The organism is Kitasatospora sp. NPDC086801 (assembly GCF_044745805.1).
Lineage (GTDB): Bacteria > Actinomycetota > Actinomycetes > Streptomycetales > Streptomycetaceae > Kitasatospora.
Genome location: NZ_JBIVAX010000015.1, coordinates 103,436 through 124,880 on the forward strand (window position 1 = coordinate 103,436; position 21,445 = coordinate 124,880).

Below are 21,445 nucleotides of genomic sequence, written 5' to 3' on the forward strand. Positions count from 1 at the left end.
GGACCCGCCTCCGAAAGGCTCCCGCGTGATGCCCTCCCGCCGTCTGGTGTCCCTCACCGCCCGCGCCCTCGGGGCGGCCCTGCTGCTGTCCGCCGTCCCCGCCGCCGCGGCCACGGCCGCCGAGCACAAGCCCGCCCCGGCCGCGCCCACCGTCGAGGCGGCCGAGGTGATGCCGCACCTCCAGGCCCTGCAGCGGATCGCGGACCGCAACGGCGGCAACCGCGCGCACGGCACCAAGGGGTACGCGGAGTCGGTGGCGTACGTGAAGCACGCGCTGGACCGGGCCGGCTTCCAGACGCAGCTGCGCCGCTTCTCCCACGACGGCAAGGACGGCTACAACCTGATCGCCGACTGGCAGGGCGGCGACCCCGACCACGTGCTGCTCACCGGCGCCCACCTGGACAGCGTCCCGATGGGCCCGGGGATCAACGACAACGGCTCCGGCTCGGCGGCCGTCCTGACCACCGCCCTCCAGGTGGCCAAGGCCAAGCTGAAGCCCGAGCGGCACCTGCGCTTCGCCTGGTGGGGCGCGGAGGAGCTGGGGATGGTCGGCTCGGCGGACTACGTCAAGAACCTGTCCGCCGGCGACCGCAAGGCCATCGACCTGTACCTCAACCTCGACCAGGCGGGCAGCAAGAACCTCCAGCAGTACCTCCTGGTGAAGGACGCGAAGAACAACGAGACCGCGGCCTTCCAGGCCTTCGAGAAGTGGTTCACCGACCGAGGCCTGGCCACCTTCGACATCCCGCTGGACAGCTCCGACAGCCAGCCGTTCGGGGACGCGGGGATCCCGTCGTCCGGCTTCAGCAGCGGCGTCTCGGACTGCCTCCACAGCGCGTGCGACAACCTCGCCAACGTCGACCCCGCGACGCAGGCGACCAGCACCAACGCCATGATCGGCGTGGTCTGGCAGTTCGCCACCACCGCCCCCGCCGCCGCCCCGGCCGCCCCCGCCCGGTCCTGATCGCCTGTCCCCAGGAGCCACAGATGCGCACACCGCTGACTCACCACCGCCGCAAGGCCGCCACCCTGGTCGCGGCCGCCACCGCCCTCGGCGTCGCCCTGACCGCCGCCCCCGCGGGAGCGGCCGGTATCGGGGACCCGTACTTCCCCGAGGACGGCAACGCCGGCTACGACGTGGCGAACTACGACGTCCGGATCGCCTACGACCCGGCGCACCCCGACCAGTTGAACGGTGACACCACCGCCACCGCCCGGGCCCTGCGCTCACTGGACCGCCTCTCCCTGGACCTCAAGGGCTTCCAGGTCGCCTCGGTCACCGTGAACGGCACCCCGGCCAAGTCGTTCTCCCGCTCGGGAGAGCACAAGCTGGACATCGTGCCCGCCCGCCGGCTGGCCGGCGGCGCCTCCTTCGCCGTGCGGGTGGTCTACGCGGGCAAGCCCGACCCCGAGGGCTGGCACCAACTGGTGTCCGGCGGCATCAACGCGATGGGCGAGCCGCACTCCGCGACCTCCTGGTTCCCGTCCAACGACCACCCGTCCGACAAGGCCACCTTCTCCCTCGCCGCCACCGTCCCCGACGGCTGGACGGCCATCGGCAACGGCCGGCCCGGCCAGACCACCAGCAAGGACGGCTCGACGACCTTCCGCTGGCGCGAGGACAAGCCGATGGCGACGTACCTCAGCACCGTCGCCATCGACAAGTTCACCGTCCACCGCTCGGAGCTGCCCGACGGGACGCCGGTCATCACGGCCTACGGCCCGGACGTGCCGATCGACGACATGGCCAAGGCGACCGAGGCCCAGCAGCCGGAGATCATCGCCTTCCTGGCCTCCAAGTTCGGCCCGTACCCGTTCTCCTCCGCGGGCGCCATCGTCCGCAGCTGGCCCAAGGAGTCGGGCACCGGCGCGCCGGACCTGGAGACCCAGAGCCGGCCCACCTACACCAACTACTTCTGGGACTCCGCGGCGGTCCACGAGATCACCCACCAGTGGTTCGGCGACAGCGTCTCGTTCACCGACTGGCGCGACGGCTGCATCGCCGAATGCGTCGCCCAGTACGCCAACCAGCTGTGGGACGAGCACCAGGGCTCGAACCTCGACACCGCCTTCTACGCCGCCAACGTCGAGGAGAACCGGAACAACCCGGAGTACTGGTCCACCAAGCTGTACGGCCCCGGCCAGGGCAAGGAGCTCGCCGCAGCCCTCTACTTCAAGGGCTCCCTGATGATGCACGCCCTGCGGCGCACCGTCGGCGACGACGTGTTCTTCGCCACCCTCAAGCGCTGGACCTCCGACCACGCCTACGGCAACGCCTCCTTCCCCCAGTTCGAGGCCCTCGCCGCGAAGGTCTCCGGCAAGGACCTCAAGGGCTTCTTCGACGCCTGGGCCCACGGCACCACGATCCCCGCGAAGGAGTACCTCTACCCCGGCGCCCTGGCCCCCCTGGCCCCGGCGGCCGGCCGGTAGAACTCGCGGCCCACGCCTCATGGATCCGGCACCAGCTCTCCTGATGAATCATCAGGAGGGCTGGTGCACAGTCGGGTTGAGCTCCTCCAGGATGGCGTCCGAGACGGTTCGCGGGTGCGGCTGCGGGCTCGGAACCGGTGATGGCGGCGGTGGTGGTGGCGGCGGTGGCGGCGGAGCCGAGGTGCCGCCCGGCTTCGGCCTGAAGTCGCCGACGGGGGCCGGGAAGTGGCCCATCTCGTGGAACAGGCCCGAGAGGTCCGTGTCCTGCGGCGGCAGCGGCGGCAGCTCATGGGGCAGCTCCCCGACCGGCCGGAGCTCGATCTCCGACGGGCCGCCCCCGGGCGTGCCGTCCCCCGTCGTGCCGCCGCGCGGCGGGCGCGGCCCCTCCAGCTTTCCGTTCAACCAGCCCTCGATGTGGTCGCCCGGCGAGATGGAGAACTTGTTCCGGGGGTTCATCGCCCCGTGCCGCCACCCCCACGCCCCGGCGAACGCGCCGTTGGCCGCGCCGGAGACGTAGTCGCCCGACAGCCCGAACACCGAGTCCTGCGCCACGCCTTCGGCCATCCCGGTCAGCGCCCCGTAGCCGGTGTTCCAGACCAGCCCGGCCGCGCCCTTGGCGAACGCGCCGGCCTCCTTGCCGGTCAGCGAGGTGAAACCCTTCCCGAGGCCCTTGCCCAGCCCCTTGCCCAGCCCCTTGCCGAGCCACCCCGCGCCGACACCGACCGCACCGCCCACCGCGCCGTTGATGGCGGCGGTGCCCAGCTCGCCGCCGTCGATCGACGTGCGGTGGCCCTGGCCCAGCTCGATCACCTGGGCCAGCAGGTCGAAGCCGACCTGGGCGAGCACCGACTCGGCGACCCGGGTCACCGCGCTGATCAGCGCCTTGCGCAGGAAGGCCCACACCAGGGCCCTGGTGAAGGCGATCTCCACCGGCGCCGCCTCGGCCCCGCCGAAGAGGAACATCGCGGCGTCGATGGCCAGTTGGACGGCCAGGACCACCAGCGCGCCGATGATCTCGATGCGCAGGGTCTCGATCTGGTTCGCCAGGTTGTGCAGCGCGTCGGCGGCGGCCTCGCAGCACTGAGCGATGAGCGGCAGCGCGGCGTCGTCGGCGACGGCGAGCTTGGCCAGGTAGGCGTCGAACGCGTCCTTGGTGGCGCCGCTCAAGCCCTGGTCGAGCTGGGACTTGGCGTCCGTCAGCTCCCGGATGCAGGTGCGGATCGACTTCGCCGCCTCGGCCCAGGCGTCCGCCTCGGCCCGCAGCGCGGTCTCGTTCCCGGTGGGCCACTTGTTGCCCACCAGGATCATCAGCAGGTTCTGCAGCCCGTCCGGCAGCGAGGCGTTGGGGGCGTCGACCGCCATCACGCGCCGCCGCTGCCGGGCACCGGGAACGTCCAGGCGAGCTCGGTGGCGAGCTCGTCGGCCTTCTCGAACGTGCTGCGGGTGGCGCCGAGGGCGTCGGCGAGCTTGCGCAGGGTGTCCGGCAGCGCCTGCACCGCCTTCAGCAGGTCGTCCCGCGGCTGGGCGAAGACCTGGTCGAAGCCCTGCCCGAGGGCCGGGTCGTCCCCCCAGGGCGCCGCACCGAACAGGGCCGCGGAACCGAGCGCCGTCCAGGCGGCAGCCATGCCGTCGGCCGCACGGCCCGCATCCGCCCCGGCCTTGCCGACCAGCGCGAAGTCGACCACCAGCGTCCCGTCCAGGGCCGGCAGCGTCGGCAACGCCGGCCCGCTGTACGGCGGCACCCCGGTGGGCGCGTTGCGGTAACCACCAGTGGGACCGGGCACATCGGGCAACGGAGGAGTCGGCATCCACCCACCTCACCCGAGCCCGCCCCGGGCCCCGGCCACTCTTGACGACATCCCAACGATCACCGCCCCCGCCCTGACACCTTCCTGACACCAGCCCGGCCCCGGCGGCGCACCGGGCTCCCGGCCGGTCGGACGATCGGTCGGACGATCGGGTGGCGCCGACAGCAGCACGGACGACGGTGCCCCTCCCTCCCTGGCCGGGAGGAAGGGGCACCGCGCGTCATGGCCGGCCGCTCAGCACTGCACAGCGGCGTTGCCGTAGTTCTCCTCCATGGTGATGCTCGGGGAGGGGCCGTCGTCGTGCGCCGACCCGCGGGCAGCACCCTCTATACACCCATGTGTATACATGGCCTGTATAGTCCCTGGGCATGTCACTAGGACAGCTGTTCCTCGGCCTGCTGGAGACCCAGCCCCGCCACGGATACGACATCAAACGCCTTCACGACGAGCACTTCGGACGCGACCGCGGCCTGCACTACGGGCAGGTGTACGCGACGCTCTCCCGACTGCTGAAGAACGGCCTGGTGGTGGTCGACGGCGTCGAGGCCGGCGACGGCCCGGAGCGCAAGCGGTACGCGATCACCGACGCCGGGGTCACCGACCTCGCCAACTGGCTCGCGCACCCGGAGAGCCCGCAGCCGTACCTGCAGAGCACGCTCTACCAGAAGGTCGTGCTCGCCCTCCTGACCGGCCGTTCCGGCGCCGACGTGCTGGACGCCCAGCGGGCCGAACACCTCAAGGAGATGCGGGAGCTGACCCGCCGCAAGCTCACCGGGGACCTCACCGACCAGCTGATCTGCGACCACGCCCTGTTCCACCTGGAAGCCGACCTGCGCTGGCTGGAGCTCACCGCCGCCCGCCTGGACGAACTCGCCGCCCGCATCACGGAGTCCCAGCGTTGACCATGTCCGAACCCCTGCTCTCCGCCCACGACCTGCACAAGAGCTTCGGGCTCACCCCCGCGCTCAGCGGAGCCTCGCTCACCGTCGCGGCCGGCGAACTCGTCGCCGTGATGGGCCCGTCGGGCTCCGGCAAGTCCACCCTGCTGCACTGCCTCGCCGGGATCACCCGCCCCGACAGCGGCGGCATCCGCTACCGGGAACGCGACCTCACCGCCTGCTCCGACGCCGAGCTGAGCGCCCTGCGGCGCACCGAGTTCGGCTTCCTGTTCCAGTTCGGCCAGCTCGTCCCGGAACTCTCCTGCCTGGAGAACGTCGCGCTCCCGCTGCGCCTCAACGGACTGCGCCGACGGGCCGCCGAGGCCCGGGCCCGCGAATGGCTGGAGCGCCTGGAGGTGGCCGACGTGGCCGCCCATCGCCCCGGCGAGGTCTCCGGCGGCCAGGGCCAGCGGGTGGGCGCCGCACGGGCCCTGATCACCGGGCCCAAGGCGGTCTTCGCCGACGAACCGACCGGCGCGCTCGACTCCCTCAACGGCGAGCGGGTGATGAAACTGCTCACCCAGGCCGCCCGGGAGACCGGCGCCGCCGTCGTCCTGGTCACCCACGAGGTCAGGGTCGCCGCCTACGCCGACCGCGAGATCGTCGTCCGTGACGGCCGCACCCGCGACCTGGCGGGCGCGATATGAGCGGCCCAGGCATGAGCGACCCCGGGGCGAGCGGCCCCGGCGCGAGCAACCCCCGCGCGAGCGACCCCGGTCTGAACGCCCCCGCCACCGACCGGGTGCGCTCGCCGTTCCTGGACCAGCTCGGCCTCGGCGTCCGCCTGGCCCTCACCAACGGGCGCGACGGCTGGGGGCGGCTGCTGCTCACCGCCTGCGGCGTCGGCCTGGGGGTGGCGCTGCTGCTGTTCACCGCCTCCTTCCCCGGCATCGTCCAGCACCGCAACGAGCGCCTGTACGTACAGAACGACACCTTCCACGACGAGGACCTGCCCACGCCCGGCGACCGGACGGTCCTCGTCGCCACCGCCGACACCACCTTCCGGGGCACCGCGATCCGCGGGCGGGTCGTCCAGCCCGAGGGCCCGGACGCGGCGCTCCCGCCCGGAGTGGCCGCCTACCCGCCGCCGGGGCGGATGGTCGTCTCGCCCGCCCTGGCCGACCTCCTGAAGGACCCGGCCAACCAGCTGCTGCGCGACCGTCTCCCCTACCCGGTGGTCGGCGCCATCGGCCCGGCCGGCCTGCTCGGTCCCGGCCAGGCCGGTTTCCTGCTCGGCGGCGACCGGCTCTCGCTGGACACCGGGGCCACCCGCATCACCTCGTACGGCCACTTCTCGCCGCCCAAGCCGATGGACCCCCGGCTGATCCTGCTCAACGCCGTCGGCCTGACCGTGATGCTCGCGCCGGTCGGCGTCTTCCTCGCCGCCGCCGCCCGCTTCGGCGGCGAACGGCGCGACCGCAGGCTCGCCGCGCTGCGCCTGGTCGGCGCGGACCGCCGGATGACCGCCCGGCTCGCCGCCGGCGAGTCCCTGGTCGGCGCGGCGCTGGGCCTGGTCGCGGGCGCGGCGCTGTTCCTGCTCGGCCGACAGCTGACCGGGCACCTGCGGCTCGCCGGCCTCAGTTTCTACCCCGAGGACATCGCGCCGCACCCCGCCGTCGCCGCCGCGATCGCCGTGGTCGTCCCGCTCCTCGGCATCGGCGTGACCCTGCTCGCGATGCGCCGGGTCACCGTCGACCCGCTCGGCGTGGTCCGCCGGTCCGGCCCCGGCCGGCGCCGGATCGGGTGGCGGCTGGCACTGCCGCTGGCCGGACTGGCCCTGACGGCGCTCGCCCTGGTCCTGCCCACGCAGTACAACCCGTCCGGGATGGAGCGCGCCGCCGTCTTCAACTCCGTTCAGGACACCCGCGGCTCACTGCTGGTCGCGTTCGGCGTGCTGCTGATGCTGGTGGGCGTCTGCACGCTGCTGCCCTGGCTGGTGGAGGCCGCCACCCGGCGCTCCGGCGGCGGAGTGTCCTGGCAACTCGCCATCCGCCGACTCCAGTTGGGCTCGGGCCCCGCCTCGGCCGCGGTCAGTGGCGTGGTCGTGGCCGTCGCCGGGGCGATCGCCCTGCAGACGCTCTTCCTCGGCGTCAGCGCGACCTACGAGGGCCGCCCGCGCCCCAGCGTCGCGGTCGGGCCGTACCAGCAGTCGGTGTCCTTCCCCGGCGGCGGCCCGCAGGCCGACCGGCTCGCCGACCGGCTGGCGCACTCCCCCGGGGTGCAGGCCACCGCCGCCTACACCGAGCTCTCCCTGGAGAGCCCCACCGCCAAGCCCTGGGAGCTGCCCGGCGTCCGGATCGCCGGCTGCGCCGTGCTGCGCGGCTTCGCCACCCTGCCCGACTGCAAGGACGGTGACGCCTTCGTCGTCCAGGGCCGGACCACCCGGCCGGACGACGGCGCGGACGCCGCCCCCGCGACCGGGCCCGGCACGCCCGTCCACGCCGCCTTCTTCCGCGGCGACGGCGAGCCGCCGTCCTGGCCGCTCCCCGCCGTGACGGCCACCGTCGAGCCCGTCGAAGGCTCCGACCCCAACGGGCGGATCGGCGCCGGCCTGCTGCTCCTCACCCCGGGCGCCGCCCCGGCCGCCGCACTGCGCGGCCAGCCCGCGACCGTCCTGGTCGCGATGGCCCACGGCCTGCCGGACCCGAAGGAGCAACTCGCCACCGACGTCATGGCGATCGACCCGCAGGGCGTCACCGAATCCCCCCTCGACCGCACCTTCGACCCGACCTACCTCGCCGTCAAACGCCTGCTCACCGCCGGCTCCGCGGTCACCCTGCTCCTGGTCGCCCTCAGCCTGCTGGTCGGCCAACTGGAGCGCTTCCGGGAGCAGCGCCGCATCCTCGGCGTGCTGAGCGCCGTCGGCACCCGCCGCCGGATCCTGGGCCTGTCGGTGCTGTGGCAGACCCTCGTCCCGATGGCCCTGGGCATGCTGCTGGCCACCGGCGGCGGCCTGCTGATGGGAGCCGTCCTGCAGTACACGGCAGGACTGGCCTTCGCCCTCGACTGGGGCTCCATGCTGGCCATGTCCGCGATCGCCGCCGGCGCCGTCCTCCTCACGACCGCACTCGGCCTGCCGCAGCTCCTCCGCCTCATGCGCCCCGGCGAACTCCGCTACGAGTAGCACCGGCCACCGGGGGCCGTCCCGCCGAGCGACGGCGACGGCCCCCGGTGCCGGTCACAGGTCGTCGAGGGGTTCGTCCAGGACGCCCTCGCGGGCGATGATGTAGCCGAGGTGGCCGCGGCTGCGGCTGCCGAGGAGTTCGCTGGCCTTCTGGATGTGGCTGGAGACGGTGCGGGTGCTCATGCCGAGGCGGGAGGCGATGGCCTCGTCGGTGTAGCCGTTGACCATCAGGCGCAGGACGTTCTGGCGGGTGCGGTCGGTGAGCAGCTGGGGGCGGTGGCGGCCCTCCAGGTAGGTGACCGGCTCGGCGCGTTCCCACATCAGCTCGTAGAGCTTGAGCAGGTACTCGACCAGCGGTGGGAACTGGATCAGCATCGCGGCGGCCTCGCGGTTGGCCGCGGCCGGGATGAAGGCGGCGGAGCGGTCGCAGATGATCACCCGGTCGAACACCTCGTTCAGGGTGCGCACCCGGGCGCCCTGGGCCGTGACCTGCTCGATGTAGGCCAGCGTCGGGCCGTGCGAGCGCACGGTGTGCTGGTAGAGGGTGCGCTGGCGCACGCCGCGCCCGGCGAGGGCGAGGTCGCGCGGGAGCGCGTCCGCGAGGTGCTCGGGGCTCCGGCCGCCGCCGGGCTGGGCGGTGCGCAGTTCCTCGGTGCAGGCGGCGACGGCCTTCTCCAGCGCGGGGTTGATCTCCTCGCCCGTCAGGAGGCGGACCGGCAGCTGGGCCCGGCGCATCACGTCCTGGTAGGCGCGGTCGGCGGCGGTGAAGGCGGTGCGCATCTCGGCGAGCTGTTCCTGGTGGGTCAGCACGGCGAGTTCGATCGGCCGGGTCAGGCCGGTGGCCGCGATGTCGGGCGGGACGGGTGCCAGCCGCTCGCCGGAGCCGGGCAGGGAGCGCAGCAGGCCCATCGCGAGGAGGCACTCGGGGGCCTCGCCGGTGGCGCAGCCCTCGGCCAGCGCCACCCGGTAGAACTCGATCCCCCGGTCACAGAGCTGGGGTGTCCCCATTCCCGCGCTGTTGTCCTGGGATCGGCACATCTGGGCATCCTTCCGGCTTCGGCATTGCGGTTTCACGAATGCCCGTACCGGCCACCGCCAGGCGTCTGAAATGGCAGGATGGAGATCACCTGTCGTTCGGAAGCCGTCCCCCGGGCTCTGACTGCCGTGAGTGTACGCCCAAGTGGCGCGGAAATCAGCGGCTGACGGCAAAGCCGAGCGTGCCCGGAGGCGGGAGAGCCGACCGGGCGGTGGCGAACCCGACCGTACCCGGCCGCGGTGGCGGGCGGACGGCCGCCGCGACAGGCGGATGGCCGCCGTGTCGCGCCTGTCGCCCCGTCAGGGCGGCCGGGGCGGACGGCCGGCGGACGGAACGGCCGACAGACGGAGGGCACCCCTTGTTGCGAGCTGATCCCGGCCCGGCGGTCCCACCCGTGGACCTGGCCGAGCTGGTGGACCAGCGGCTGGTGCGGCAGCTGGCGGAGGCCGCCGCCGAGCAGGTCGGCTCCGGCGCGATCCGGCTGCTGGGCGAGGGCGGACTGTTCCAGACCCTCGCCAAGCAGCTGATCGAGCACGCCCTGGAACTCGAACTCCAGGAGCACCTGGGCGGCGCCGACCCCGGCGCCAACGCCCGCAACGGCGCCCGGGCCAGGCGGCTGCTCACCGAGATCGGCCCGGTCGAGGTGCGGGTGCCCCGGGACCGCCAGGGCAGCTTCAGCCCCCGGGCCGTCCGCCCCCGGGCCCGCCGGCTGCCCGGCCTCGACCGGCTGGTCATCTCGCTCACCGCGCGCGGCCTCAGCTCGGGCGAGCTGGTGGCGCACCTGGCCGAGGTGTACGGCGTGGAGCTCAGCCGGGAGACCGTCTCCGCCATCACCGACCAGGTGCTCGACGAACTCGACGAGCGGCGGCGCTGCCCGCTCGACCCCGTCTACCCGGCGGTCTTCCTCGACGCGGTGCGCAGCGGCCGCTCGGGCGGCCCGCTGGTGCACCTGGCGCTCGGGATCGCCACCGACGGCCGGCGCGAGGTCCTGGGTCTGTGGCCCGCCACGGACGGGGAGCACTGGCCGCAGGTGCTGGCCGAGCTCACCGAGCGCGGGGTGCGCGAGGTGTGGGTGCTGGTCGGCGACACCGGCGGGGGCCTGGCCGAGGCGGTGGCCGCGCAGTGGCCGCGCACCGTGCTGCACGGCTCGATGGCCCACCTGCTGCACGCCGCGCTGCGGCACGCGCCCGGCGAGGACTGGGGTGCGCTCGCGCGGACGCTGCGCGAGATCTGTGCCGCGCCCACCGAGCGGGCGGCGATGGCGCGGCTGTCCCGGGCCGAACGGGAGTGGGGCCCCGGCCACCGCGAGGTGTTCCGGGTGTGGCGGGCGGCCTGGCCGCTGCTCGCCGCCGGCTTCCGCTTCGGCCCCGAGGCGCGGCGCCTGCTCGCGGGCGGGGGCACCCTGGAACGGCTGCACGCCCGGCTGCGCCGGATCGAGCAGGCGGCGGGCCGGGTGCAGGACGAGCGGGCCGCGCTCAAGCGCGCCTACCTGGCGACACTCGCCCTGGAGTCACCCGCCGCGGCGGGGCGGACGTGGACCGAGGACTGGCCCACCGTCCGCGAGGAACTGCGCCGGGGCTCCCACTACTGATGCACCGTCACCCCGGCCCCGGAGGGGCCGGGGCCCCCACTGCTGACCGGAACTCGCAACTCTGACCGATTCCCACCACTGATCTGACAGAGCCAGGCACTCTTTGGATCATATCTGTCTGTTTTTGACACAGTCTGTTCGAGCTTCCGGTTCCCGCAATGCGTGTTCCCGATCATGGCCAGAGCTTCCACGCCCGTTTGAGCCTCGGCAGGATGAATTTCCGAGCGAAGAGGGCCGACCGCCCCCTCGGAAAAAGGAATTAGCGATGAAGAATCTTGCCGTTCGCATTCACCATATGCTCGGGATTCTCGCCGTTCTGCTGGTCGCCGGACTGGGCTTCCAGAGCAGCGCCGAGCCGCACTCGCCCCTGGCCTCCGCCACAGCCGTCTCGGCGCCCAACGCCGACTCCGGCTGGGGTCCGTGAGCCGCGCTCCGGCGTAATTCCCCCCTCCCGAAATTCTCCGAACAAAGAGGAAACCGACGATGGCGAACCCGTTCGAGGACCCCGACGCCAGCTACCTCGTCCTGGTGAACGACGAGGGCCAGCACTCGCTGTGGCCGGTCTTCAGCCCGGTGCCCGACGGCTGGCAGCAGGTCTTCGGCGCCGCCGGCCGACAGGACTGCCTCGACTACGTCGAACAGAACTGGCAGGACCTGCGGCCGAAGAGCCTGATCGCCCAGCAGACCGGCCACTGACCGCAGCAGGCCACCGCTGGAGCCGCGCCGTCGCACCACCGCACCGCTGGAGCCGCGCCGTCGCACCACCGCACCGCTGGAGCCGCGCCGTTGCACCACCGCACCGCTGAAACCGCGCCGCCGCACCACCGCTGAAGCCGCGCCGCCGCTCCATCGACCGCCCGGGCCGACCGCCCCGAAGGTCGCCCAGCAAGCCGCTCCCGCACCCGGGGGCCAGCCGTACGAGGGAGAGAGTCACATGTCCGGGGTCCAGCAGACGCACAGAGCCGACCAGCGGCCGACCCTGACCGCGCTGGTCGACGCCCAGACGTCCCGCACCCCGCAGGCCCCCGCCCTGTACGCCGAGGGCACCACTCTCACGTACGCCGAGCTGGACGCCCACGCCAACCGGCTGGCCCGGGTGCTCGCGGCCCGCGGCCTGGGCACCGAGGACATCGTCGCGCTCGCCCTGCCGAAGTCCCCCGAGGCCGTCGCCGCGATCCTCGCCGTGGCCAAGACCGGCGCCGCCTGGCTGCCCGCCGACCCGGCCTACCCCGCCGAGCGGCTGCGCCACATGCTGACCGACTCCCGCGCCGCCCTGGTGCTCACCACCGCCGAGGCCGCCGCCCAACTGCCCGAGACCGGCGCCCCCCGGCTGCTGCTCGACTCCCCCGGGCACCTCGCCGAGCTGGCCGCCCGGCCCGGCACCCCCTTCACCGCCGCCGAGCGGGTGCGGCCGCTGAGCGCCGGGAACACCGCGTACGTGATCTACACCTCCGGCTCCACCGGGGTGCCCAAGGGTGTGGCCGTCACCCACACCGGGCTGCCCAGCATGATCGGCACGCAGGTCACCGCCACCGGGGTCGGCCCCGGCAGCCGGGTGCTCCAGGCCGCCTCGCTCAGCTTCGACGTCTCCGTCTCCGACCTGGCCGTGGCGCTCTCCACCGGCGCCGCCCTGGTGCTCCCCCGCGAGCAGAGCCAGCTGGTCGGCGAGCCGCTGGCCGCCCTGATCGAGCAGTACGGCGTCACCCACGCCGACATCGCCACCGCGATGGCCGCCACCCTGCCGGACGTGCCGCTGCCCTCCCTGCGCACCCTGATCGGCGGCGGCGAGGCCATCCCGCGCGAGCTGGCCGCCCGCTGCGGCCGCGACCGCCTGATGCTCAACAGCTACGGGCCGACCGAGACCACCGTCATCGTCACCATGAGCGAGCCGCTCACCGGCGAGGAGCAGCCCCCGATCGGCCACCCCTGCCAGGACGTGCGCATCCACGTGCTGGACGAGCGGCTGCGCCCGGTCGAGCCGGGCACCGTGGGCGAGCTGTACGTCTCCGGCCCGCACCTGGCCCGGGGTTACCTCGGGCGCCCCGGCCTGACCGCCGAGCGCTTCGTCGCCTGCCCCTTCGGCGAGCCCGGCGACCGGATGTACCGCACCGGCGACCTCGGCAGCCACCGGCCGGACGGACAGCTGGACTTCGTCGGCCGGGCCGACGACCAGGTGAAGATCCGCGGCTTCCGGGTGGAGCTCGGCGAGGTCGAGCAGACCCTCTCCGCCCACCCCGAGGTGCGCCAGGCCGTGGTGCTGGTCCGCGAGGACCGCCCGGGCGAGCGCCGCCTGGTCGGCTACACCGTCGGCGCCGCCGACCCGGCCGAACTGCGCGGGTACTGCGCCGAGCGGCTGCCCGACCACATGGTGCCCACCGTCGTGGTGCTCGACCGGCTGCCGCTCACGCCCAACGGCAAGGTGGACAAGCGCGCCCTGCCCGCGCCGGTCTTCGCCGCCGCCGAGGAGGGCGGCCGGGCCCCCGCCGGGGAGCTGGAGCACACCCTCGCCCGCCTCTTCGCCGAGGTGCTGGGCCTGCCCGGAGTGGGCGTCACGGACTCCTTCTTCGAGCTCGGCGGCGACTCCATCGTGGCCATCCGGCTCGTCTCCCGGGCCCGGCACGCCGGCCTGCAGCTCACCCCCCGCGAGGTGTTCCTCTTCCCGACCGTCGAGGCCCTGGCCCGGATCGCCCGCCCGCTGGAGGGGCCAGTCGTCGCCGAGCCCGCCGGGGCCGGCCTCGGCGAGGTGCCGCCGACGCCCATCGTGCACTGGCTGGCCGCGCAGCACGGCGCCGTCGAGAGCTTCTACCAGTCCACCCTGCTCACCCTCCCCGCCGGGAGCGGGCGCCGACACGTGGCCACGGCCCTCCAGGCGCTGCTCGACCACCACGACGTCTTCCGCGCCCGCACCTCCCCGCTCGTCGAGCGCCCCTGGACGCTGCACGTCCCCGCCCCCGGCGCCGTCCCCGCCGGGACCGCGCTGCGGCACGTCGCGGGCCCGGCCACCGAGGAGGCACTGCGCGCCGAGACCGAGGCCGCCCGCGAGCGCCTCTCGCCCGAGGACGGCCGGATGCTCCAGGCCGTCCGGTTCGAGGCCGGGCCCGGCCTGCCCTCGCAGCTCCTGCTCGTGATCCACCACCTGGCGGTGGACGGCGTCACCTGGCGCATCGTCGAGGAGGACCTGCTCGCCGCGCTCGCCGCCGCCCGCGAGGGCCGCACCGTGGCACTGGCGCCGGTGCCCACCTCCTTCCGCCGCTGGGCCCAGCGGCTCACCGCCGAGGCCCGGACCGACCGCCGGGCCGCCGAACTCCCCCTCTGGGAGGCCGCCCTGGCCACCCCGGACCCGCTGCTCGGCACGCGCCCGCTCGACCCGGCCCAGGACACCTACGCCACCGAGGGCGTCCTGCGCGTGGTGCTGCCCGCCGAGACCACCCGGGCCCTGCTGACCCGCGTCACGGCCGCCTACCACGCGCAGGTCAACGACGTGCTGCTCACCGCGCTGGCGCTCGCCCTCGGCCACTGGCGCGGCGCGACGACCACCGGTCCGGACGGCGCCGTGCTGGTGACGGTGGAGGGCCACGGCCGCGAGGAGATCGTCGACGGCGTCGACCTGCACCGCACCGCCGGCTGGTTCACCTCCGTCTACCCCGTCCGGCTCGCCCCCGGGGCGCTGCCCTGGCCCGAGGTCACCGCCGCCGGGCCCGAGCTCGGCCGGGCCCTCGGCCGGGTCAAGGAGCAGTTGCGCGCCGTCCCGGACAACGGCATCGGCTTCGGCCTGCTGCGCCACCTCAACCCGGCCACCGCCGCCGTGCTGGAGGGGTACGCCGATCCGCAGGTCGAGTTCAACTACCTGGGCCGCTTCGCCCCCGAGGGCGTCACCGCCGAGGACGTGCTCGCCGGGACGGAGGCGATGAGCGAGGGCGCCGCGACCGGCCTCGCGCTCGGCCGGGTGCTCGGCCTGGACGCCACCACCGTCGACACCCCGCAGGGCCCGCTGCTGGTGGCCCAGTGGTCCTACGCCACCGGGCTGCTCGCCGAGGAGCGCGTGGGCGCGCTCGCCGAGGCGTGGTTCACCGCGCTGCGCGCACTCGCCGCACACGCCGACCGGCCCGACGCGGGCGGGCACACCCCCTCCGACTTCCCGCTCGTCACGCTCGGCCAACCCGAGCTGGACCAGCTCGCCGAACACCACGCCCCCGCCCGTCTGCTGGACGTCTGGCCCACCTCGCCGCTCCAGCAGGGCATGGCCTTCCACGCGGCCTACGACACCGACAGCGCCGACGTCTACACCTCCGTCTGCACCTTCGACCTCACCGGCCCGGTGGACGCCGACCGGCTGCGCGCCGCCGCCGAGGCACTGCTGCTGCGCCACCCGAACCTCAAGGCGGGCTTCCACCAGCGCCCCGACGGCCCGCCCGTGCAAGCCGTGCCGGACGCCGTCGAACTGCCCTTCACCGTCCTCGACCTGACGGCACACCCCGACCCGGAGGCCGAGGCCGCCCGGATCGCCGCCGCCGAGTACGGCCGCCGCTTCGACCTCGCCCGGCCGCCGCTGCTGCGCTACACCCTGCTCACGCTCGCCCCCGGACGCCACCGGCTGATCGCCGCCGCGCACCACATCCTGCTGGACGGCTGGTCCACCCCGCTGTTCGCCGAGGAGCTGTGGGGCCTGTACTTCCAGCAGCCGATGCCCCCGGCCGCCCCCTACCGCGAGTACCTGCGCTGGATCACCCGGCGCGACGGCGCCGCCGCCCGCACCGCCTGGGCCCAGACCCTCGCGGGCGCCGACGAGCCCACCCTGCTGGCCCCCGGCCGCTCCGCCGCCACCCCGCAACTGCCGCTGCGCCTGCACACCGGCCTCACCCCGGCGGCCACCGAGGCGCTGGCCCGCACCGCCCGCCGCTACGGCGTCACCCTCAACACCCTAGTCCAGGCCGCCTGGGGCGTGCTGCTGGCCCGCCTCACCGGGCGCGAGGACGTGCTCTTCGGCACCACCGTCTCCGGCCGGCCGCACGACCTGCCGGGCGTGGAGCGGATGGTGGGCCTGCTCATCAACACCGTGCCGGTGCGCGTCACCCTCGACCCGGCCGAGAGCTGGGGGCAGCTGCTGCTGCGCCTCCAGCACGAGCAGTCCGCGCTGCTGGACCACCAGCACCTCAGCCTCACCGAGATCCAGCAACTCGCCGCGATGGGAAGCCTGTTCGACACCGTCACGGTGTACGGCAACTACCCGGACCCGTCCGCCCTGGACGAGGCCGACCCGAGCGGCGCCACCCACGTCACCCTGGTCGAGGACGTCGACAGCGCGCACTACCCGCTACTGCTGGCCCTCACCCCGGGCGACGGCCTCCACCTGCGCCTGGACCACCAGCCCGACGCCTTCACCCCCGCCGAGGCGCGCACCCTGCTGGACCGCTTCCTCGCCCTGCTCGACCGGATCGTCGCCGACCCGGCCGAACTCGTCGGCACCGTCGAGGTGTTGACCGAGGAGGAGCGCGAGCGGCTGCTGACGGACGGGAACGGCGCCACCACGCCGCTGCCGAAGGCCGCACTGCCCGAGCTGTTCGAGACGCAGGCCGCCGCGGCGCCCGACGCGGTCGCGCTCACGGCCGGCGACGTCGAGCTGACCTACACCGAACTCAACGCACGGGCCAACGGGTTGGCGGTGCGGCTGGTCGAGGCCGGGGTCCGCCCGGAGACCCCCGTCGCACTGCTGATGGAGCGCTCGGCCGCCCTGGTGGTGGCGATCCTGGCCGTGCTCAAGGCCGGCGGCGCCTACGTGCCGCTGGACGGCGCACAGCCGGCGGAACGCCTGCGGTCCGTCCTCGCGGACTCCGGGGCCCAGCTGGTGCTGGCCGACACCGCCCACCGGGCGCACCCCGCGACGGCCGGGCTGACCGTGCTCGATCCCCAGGGTGACGACACCGCCGCGAACCTCGGACTGCCGTTGAGCGCCGACCAGTTGGCGTACGTGATGCACACCTCCGGCTCGACCGGCGTGCCCAAGGGCATCGGCGTCACCCACCGGTCCGTGGTGGACCTCGCGCTCGGCGGGGCGTTCTCCGGCGGCGGTCACGAGCGCGTCCTGCTGCACTCCCCCGCCGCCTTCGACGCCTCCACCTACGAGCTCTGGGTGCCGCTGCTCTCGGGTGGCCGCGTGGTGGTCGCCCCGGCCGGGCGGCTCGGTGTCGCCGAGCTGGCGACCGCGATCGGCCGGGGGCGGGTCGGCGCCGCCTGGATGACGGTCGGGCTCTTCAACGTGCTGGCCGCCGAGGCCCCGGAGACCTTCGCCGGGCTGCGCGAGGTCTGGACGGGCGGGGACATCGTCTCGCCGGCCGCCATCCGGCGGGTACTGGAGCACTGCCCCGGGCTGCGGGTGGTGAACGGCTACGGGCCGACGGAGACGACCACCTTCGCGACCCGCCACCCGATGGCCACCGCCGCCGAGGTGCCGACCGCGGTGCCGATCGGGCGGCCACTGCCCAACTCCCGGGCGTACGTGCTGGACGCCGGGCTGCGCCCGGTCCCCGTGGGCGTCGCGGGTGAACTGTACGTCGCGGGCGCCGGGTTGGCCCGGGGCTACCTCGGCCGCGCCGGCCTGACCGCCGAGCGCTTCGTGGCCTGCCCCTTCGGCGAGCCCGGCGGCCGGATGTACCGCACCGGCGATGTGGTGCGCCGGACCACCACGGGCGAACTGGAGTTCGTCGGCCGCGCCGACGACCAGATCAAGCTGCGCGGCTTCCGGATCGAACTCGGCGAGGTGGAGGCCGCGTTCACCGCCCACCCGGCCGTCGGCCAGGCCGTCGCCATGGTCCGCCAGGACCAGCCGGGCGACAAGCGCCTGGTTGCGTACGTCACGGGCCCGGTCCAGCCCGACGAACTGCGCGCCTTCGTCGCCGACCGCCTGCCCGGCTACATGGTGCCCGCCGCGATCGTCGCCCTCGACGCGCTGCCCGTCACCCCCAACGGCAAGGTCGACCGCCGCGCCCTGCCGGCCCCCGACTACAGCGGCGCCGCCGCCGGCCGGGCCCCGCGCACCGGCACCGAGCAGGCGCTCTGCGAACTCTTCGCCGACGTCCTCGGATTGGCCGCGGTCGGCATCGACAACGGCTTCTTCGACCTGGGCGGCCACTCCCTGCTCGCCACCAAGCTGGTCAGCCGCGTCCGCACCGCCCTCGGCGCCGAACTGCCGATCCGCGCGCTCTTCGACCACCCGACGGTGGCCGCCCTGGCCGCCGTGCTGCCCGCCTCCGGCGCGGCCCGCCCGGCCCTGCGGCCGGTCGGCCGGCCCGGGCGAGTCCCGCTGTCCTCCGCGCAGCAACGCCTGTGGTTCATCGAGCAGTTCGAGGGCCCGAGCGCGCTCTACAACACGCCCGTCGCCCTCCGGCTGACCGGCGCCGTCGACCGCCCCGCGCTGGAAGGCGCGCTGCGGGACGTGGTGGCCCGGCACGAGGTGCTGCGCACCGTCTTCCCGACCACCGACGGCCAGCCGCACCAGCTGGTCACCGAGGCCGCCGGGCCGACCCTGCGGACCATACCCGTGGCCACCGAGGTGGAGCTCCGGACCGCTCTGGCCGAGGCCGGCAGGGAGGTCTTCGACCTCGCCCACGACCTGCCCGTCCGCACCACACTGCTCTCCCTCCCGCACGACGAACACGTCCTGCTCGTCCTGATGCACCACATCGCCACCGACGGCTGGTCCGTCGCCCCCCTCCTGCACGACCTCACCACCGCCTACGAAGCCCGCCTCGCCGGCACCGCACCGCAGTGGCAGCCACTGCCGGTGCAGTACGCCGACTACACCCTCTGGCAGCACGAACTCCTCGGCACCCCGCAGCAGCCCACCGCCCTGCTCACCGAGCAACTCGACTACTGGCAGCAGGCGTTGTCCGGCCTCCCGGAGGAACTGGCACTCCCCTACGACCGCCCCCGCCCGACCACGCCCAGCCACCGGGGCGGCTCCGCCGAGTTCGAGGTCGACGCCGAACTGCACACCGCCCTGGCCGAGTTGGCAGGCACGCAGAACGCCAGCCTGTTCATGGCCCTGCAAGCCGCCGTCGCCGTCCTCTACACCCGCCTCGGCGCGGGCACCGACCTCCCCCTCGGCACCCCCGTCGCCGGACGCACCGACGAAGCCCTCGACGACCTGGTCGGCTTCTTCGTCAACACCCTGCTCCTGCGCACCGACACCACCGGCGACCCGAGCTTCCGGGAACTGCTGGACCGCGTCCGCCGCACCGACCTCGACGCCTACGACCACCAGGACATCCCCTTCGAGCGCCTGGTCGAACACCTCAACCCCCCGCGCACCACCCGCCACCCCCTCTTCCAGTCGCTCGTCGCCCTGGAGAGCGGCCCGGCGGTGCCCGCCGCCCTCGGCGACCTGGCCTGCGCGGACCACCCCTTCGAGCTGGACGTGGCCAAGTTCGACCTGTCCTTCCGCTTCACCCAGCAGGGCCCGCAGGCGGGCCTGTCGGTGGCGGTCGAGTACGCGGCCGACCTCTTCGACCACGCCACCGTCACCGCCCTCGCCCAGCGGCTGCTGCGCGTCCTGCGCGCCGTCGCGGCCGATCCCGACGCCCCGATCGGCGGCATCGAGATTCTCGACCCCGCCGAACGCGCGCACCTGCTCACCGGCTGGAACGGACCGACGGCACCGGTGCCCGAGGCCACCCTGCCGCAGCTGTTCGAGGCCCAGGCCGCCGCCACCCCCGACGCCCCCGCCCTGATCACCGACGCCGAACAGCTCAGCTACGCCGAACTGGACTCCCGGGCCGAGCACTTGGCGGCCCAGCTCGCCGAGGCGGGCGCCGGCGCCGACACGCCGGTGGTCCTGCTGATGGACCGCTCCGCCGACCTGGTGACGGCGATCCTCGCGGTGGCCAAGGCGGGTGGCAGCTACGTCCCGCTGGACGACCGGCACCCGGCCGAACGGCTGCGGCAGATCACCGCCGAGACGCGGGCGGCGCTCGTCCTGATCGACCCCGCGCACCAGGGCCACCCGCTGGCCACCGACGCTCCCTGCCCCGTCCTGCCGCTCACCGAGGGCTGGTTCGACGGCCCGCGCAAGCGGCGCGCCCAGCCCGCCGGGCTCCACCCTGAGCAGCTCGCGTACGTGATGTTCACCTCCGGATCCACCGGGGTGCCCAAGGGCATCGCCATCACCCACCGGGACGTGGTGCAGCTCGCGACGGACCCGTGCTGGCACCACCCCGACGGGCTGCGGGTGCTCTTCCACGCCCCGCACGCCTTCGACGCCTCGACCTACGAACTGTGGGCGCCGCTGCTCTCCGGCGGCCAGGTGGTCGTCGCGCCGCAGGGCGACCTGGACGCTTCCGCCATCCGCGAGCTGGTCCGGGCCCACGGGCTCACCCACGTGCACGTCACCGCCGGGCTGTTCCGCGTCATCGCGGAGGAGGACCCGGGCATCTTCACCGGCGTGCGCGAGGTGCTGACGGGTGGGGACGTCGTCTCCGCCCCCGCCGTCCGCCGGGTGCTGGAGGCCGTCCCGGGCATCGCGGTGCGGGCACTGTACGGGCCGACCGAGACGACCCTGTGCGCGACCCAGTTCCCGATGCCGACCGCCTCGGCGGTACCGAACGTGGTGCCGATCGGCCGCCCGCTGGCCAACACCCGGACGTACGTCCTCGACACCGCACTACAGCCCGTACCCGCCGGCGTGGCGGGCGAGCTCTACATCGCCGGCGCCGGACTCGCCCGCGGCTACACCGGCCGCCCCGACCTCACCGCCGAACGCTTCGTCGCCTGCCCCTTCCTCGCCGGTGAACGGATGTACCGCACCGGCGACCTCGCCCGCTGGACCACCGACGGCGTCCTGGAATTCCTCGGCCGCGCCGACGACCAGGTCAAGATCCGCGGCTTCCGCATCGAACTCGGCGAAGTCGAAACCGCCTTCACCACCCACCCCGCCGTCGGCCAAGCCCTCGCCCACGTCCGCGAAGACCAACCCGGCGACAAACGCCTCGTCGTCTACGTCACCACCTCCACAGACAGCACCACTCCCGGCGAACTGCGCGCCGCCGTCACCGACACCCTCCCCAGCTACATGCTCCCCGCCGCCGTCGTCATCCTCGACACCCTCCCCGTCACCGCCAACGGCAAAATCGACCGCCGCGCCCTCCCCGCCCCCGACTACACCGGCACCACCGAAGGCCGCGCCCCCCGCAACACCACCGAACAAACCCTCTGCACACTCTTCGCCGACGTCCTCGGACTGACCACCGTCACCATCGACGACCGCTTCTTCGACCTCGGCGGCCATTCGCTGCTCGCCACCAGGCTGGTCAGCCGCATCCGCACCACCCTCGGGACGGAGCTGCCGATCCGCACCCTGTTCGACGCTCCCACGGTCGCCGCCCTGGCCGCCGTCCTGCCCGGGCGCGAGCAGACAGCCGCGCCGAAGAAGGCCCGCCCGGCCCTGCGGCCGATGCGCCGCCCGGGCGGCCCGGCCTGACCTGCCGCCCACCCCGCGGCCCCGTCCACAGCAGGGTGCGCGCCCGC

Annotated in this window: 12 protein-coding genes; 9 read left to right on the forward strand and 3 right to left on the reverse strand. The window is 74.3% G+C overall.

Features of this window, described 5'->3' with window-relative positions:
• The first annotated feature begins 28 nt into the window (after positions 1 to 28).
• Positions 29 to 964: a M20/M25/M40 family metallo-hydrolase gene (locus ACIPLC_RS18515; RefSeq protein WP_400474053.1), complete on the forward strand. Its 936-nt coding sequence runs from the start codon at positions 29 to 31 to the stop codon at positions 962 to 964.
• A gap of 23 nt (positions 965 to 987) precedes the next feature.
• Positions 988 to 2,430, forward strand: a complete 1,443-nt coding sequence (locus tag ACIPLC_RS18520) for a M1 family metallopeptidase (protein WP_400474054.1) — start codon at positions 988 to 990, stop codon at positions 2,428 to 2,430.
• A gap of 51 nt (positions 2,431 to 2,481) precedes the next feature.
• On the opposite strand, the gene ACIPLC_RS18525 is transcribed toward ACIPLC_RS18520, so the two are convergent.
• A complete protein-coding gene (locus ACIPLC_RS18525; protein WP_400474055.1) occupies positions 2,482 to 3,792 on the reverse strand; it encodes a hypothetical protein in 1,311 nt (436 codons plus the stop codon).
• Positions 3,792 to 4,238 (reverse strand): hypothetical protein, encoded by a 447-nt coding sequence (locus ACIPLC_RS18530; RefSeq protein WP_400474056.1) that lies wholly within the window; start codon positions 4,236 to 4,238, stop codon positions 3,792 to 3,794. Before ACIPLC_RS18530 ends, ACIPLC_RS18525 begins: the two co-directional genes overlap by 1 nt.
• A gap of 368 nt (positions 4,239 to 4,606) precedes the next feature.
• Between ACIPLC_RS18530 and ACIPLC_RS18535 the strand changes: the two genes are divergently transcribed.
• From ACIPLC_RS18535 to ACIPLC_RS18545, 3 genes are read left to right on the forward strand one after another with little or no spacing between them, the layout of a single operon-like run.
• Complete coding sequence (locus ACIPLC_RS18535; protein ID WP_363374032.1) at positions 4,607 to 5,140, forward strand: PadR family transcriptional regulator; 534 nt, start codon at positions 4,607 to 4,609, stop codon at positions 5,138 to 5,140.
• 2 nt (positions 5,141 to 5,142) lie between these two features.
• Positions 5,143 to 5,823 carry an ABC transporter ATP-binding protein gene (locus ACIPLC_RS18540; protein WP_400474057.1) on the forward strand — a complete coding sequence of 227 codons (681 nt, stop codon included), beginning with the start codon at positions 5,143 to 5,145 and terminating at the stop codon, positions 5,821 to 5,823.
• An 11-nt stretch (positions 5,824 to 5,834) separates the two neighbouring features.
• Positions 5,835 to 8,300, forward strand: coding sequence for an ABC transporter permease (locus ACIPLC_RS18545; protein WP_400474058.1), 2,466 nt, complete (start codon positions 5,835 to 5,837; stop codon positions 8,298 to 8,300).
• Positions 8,301 to 8,354: 54 nt separating this feature from the next.
• Here the strand turns inward: ACIPLC_RS18545 and ACIPLC_RS18550 are convergent, their stop codons facing one another.
• Complete coding sequence (locus tag ACIPLC_RS18550; RefSeq protein ID WP_400474059.1) at positions 8,355 to 9,338, reverse strand: LuxR C-terminal-related transcriptional regulator; 984 nt, start codon at positions 9,336 to 9,338, stop codon at positions 8,355 to 8,357.
• Between the two features lie 392 nt (positions 9,339 to 9,730).
• Here ACIPLC_RS18550 and ACIPLC_RS18555 point away from each other — a divergent pair, with 392 nt between their 5' ends.
• The 4 genes from ACIPLC_RS18555 (at position 9,731) to ACIPLC_RS18570 (ending at position 21,398) form a co-directional block, all read left to right on the forward strand.
• The gene (locus tag ACIPLC_RS18555) at positions 9,731 to 10,927 is read left to right on the forward strand and encodes an IS256 family transposase (protein WP_400474060.1); all 1,197 of its coding nucleotides are present in this window, start codon (positions 9,731 to 9,733) and stop codon (positions 10,925 to 10,927) included.
• A gap of 295 nt (positions 10,928 to 11,222) precedes the next feature.
• Entirely contained in the window at positions 11,223 to 11,351 is a 129-nt protein-coding gene (locus ACIPLC_RS18560; protein ID WP_400474061.1) for a hypothetical protein, read from the forward strand.
• A gap of 59 nt (positions 11,352 to 11,410) precedes the next feature.
• Positions 11,411 to 11,623 (forward strand): MbtH family protein, encoded by a 213-nt coding sequence (locus ACIPLC_RS18565; protein WP_400474062.1) that lies wholly within the window; start codon positions 11,411 to 11,413, stop codon positions 11,621 to 11,623.
• A gap of 238 nt (positions 11,624 to 11,861) precedes the next feature.
• Positions 11,862 to 21,398 (forward strand): amino acid adenylation domain-containing protein, encoded by a 9,537-nt coding sequence (locus ACIPLC_RS18570; RefSeq protein ID WP_400474063.1) that lies wholly within the window; start codon positions 11,862 to 11,864, stop codon positions 21,396 to 21,398.
• The last annotated feature ends 47 nt before the right edge of the window (positions 21,399 to 21,445 follow it).

Coding starts and splice junctions, on each gene's coding strand:
- ACIPLC_RS18515 (WP_400474053.1), top strand. CDS start 29: ATGCCCTCCCGCCGTCTGGTGTCCCTCACCGCCCGCGCCCTCGGGGCG.
- ACIPLC_RS18520 (WP_400474054.1), top strand. CDS start 988: ATGCGCACACCGCTGACTCACCACCGCCGCAAGGCCGCCACCCTGGTC.
- ACIPLC_RS18525 (WP_400474055.1), bottom strand. CDS start 3,792: ATGGCGGTCGACGCCCCCAACGCCTCGCTGCCGGACGGGCTGCAGAAC.
- ACIPLC_RS18530 (WP_400474056.1), bottom strand. CDS start 4,238: ATGCCGACTCCTCCGTTGCCCGATGTGCCCGGTCCCACTGGTGGTTAC.
- ACIPLC_RS18535 (WP_363374032.1), top strand. CDS start 4,607: ATGTCACTAGGACAGCTGTTCCTCGGCCTGCTGGAGACCCAGCCCCGC.
- ACIPLC_RS18540 (WP_400474057.1), top strand. CDS start 5,143: ATGTCCGAACCCCTGCTCTCCGCCCACGACCTGCACAAGAGCTTCGGG.
- ACIPLC_RS18545 (WP_400474058.1), top strand. CDS start 5,835: ATGAGCGACCCCGGGGCGAGCGGCCCCGGCGCGAGCAACCCCCGCGCG.
- ACIPLC_RS18550 (WP_400474059.1), bottom strand. CDS start 9,338: ATGTGCCGATCCCAGGACAACAGCGCGGGAATGGGGACACCCCAGCTC.
- ACIPLC_RS18560 (WP_400474061.1), top strand. CDS start 11,223: ATGCTCGGGATTCTCGCCGTTCTGCTGGTCGCCGGACTGGGCTTCCAG.
- ACIPLC_RS18565 (WP_400474062.1), top strand. CDS start 11,411: ATGGCGAACCCGTTCGAGGACCCCGACGCCAGCTACCTCGTCCTGGTG.
- ACIPLC_RS18570 (WP_400474063.1), top strand. CDS start 11,862: ATGTCCGGGGTCCAGCAGACGCACAGAGCCGACCAGCGGCCGACCCTG.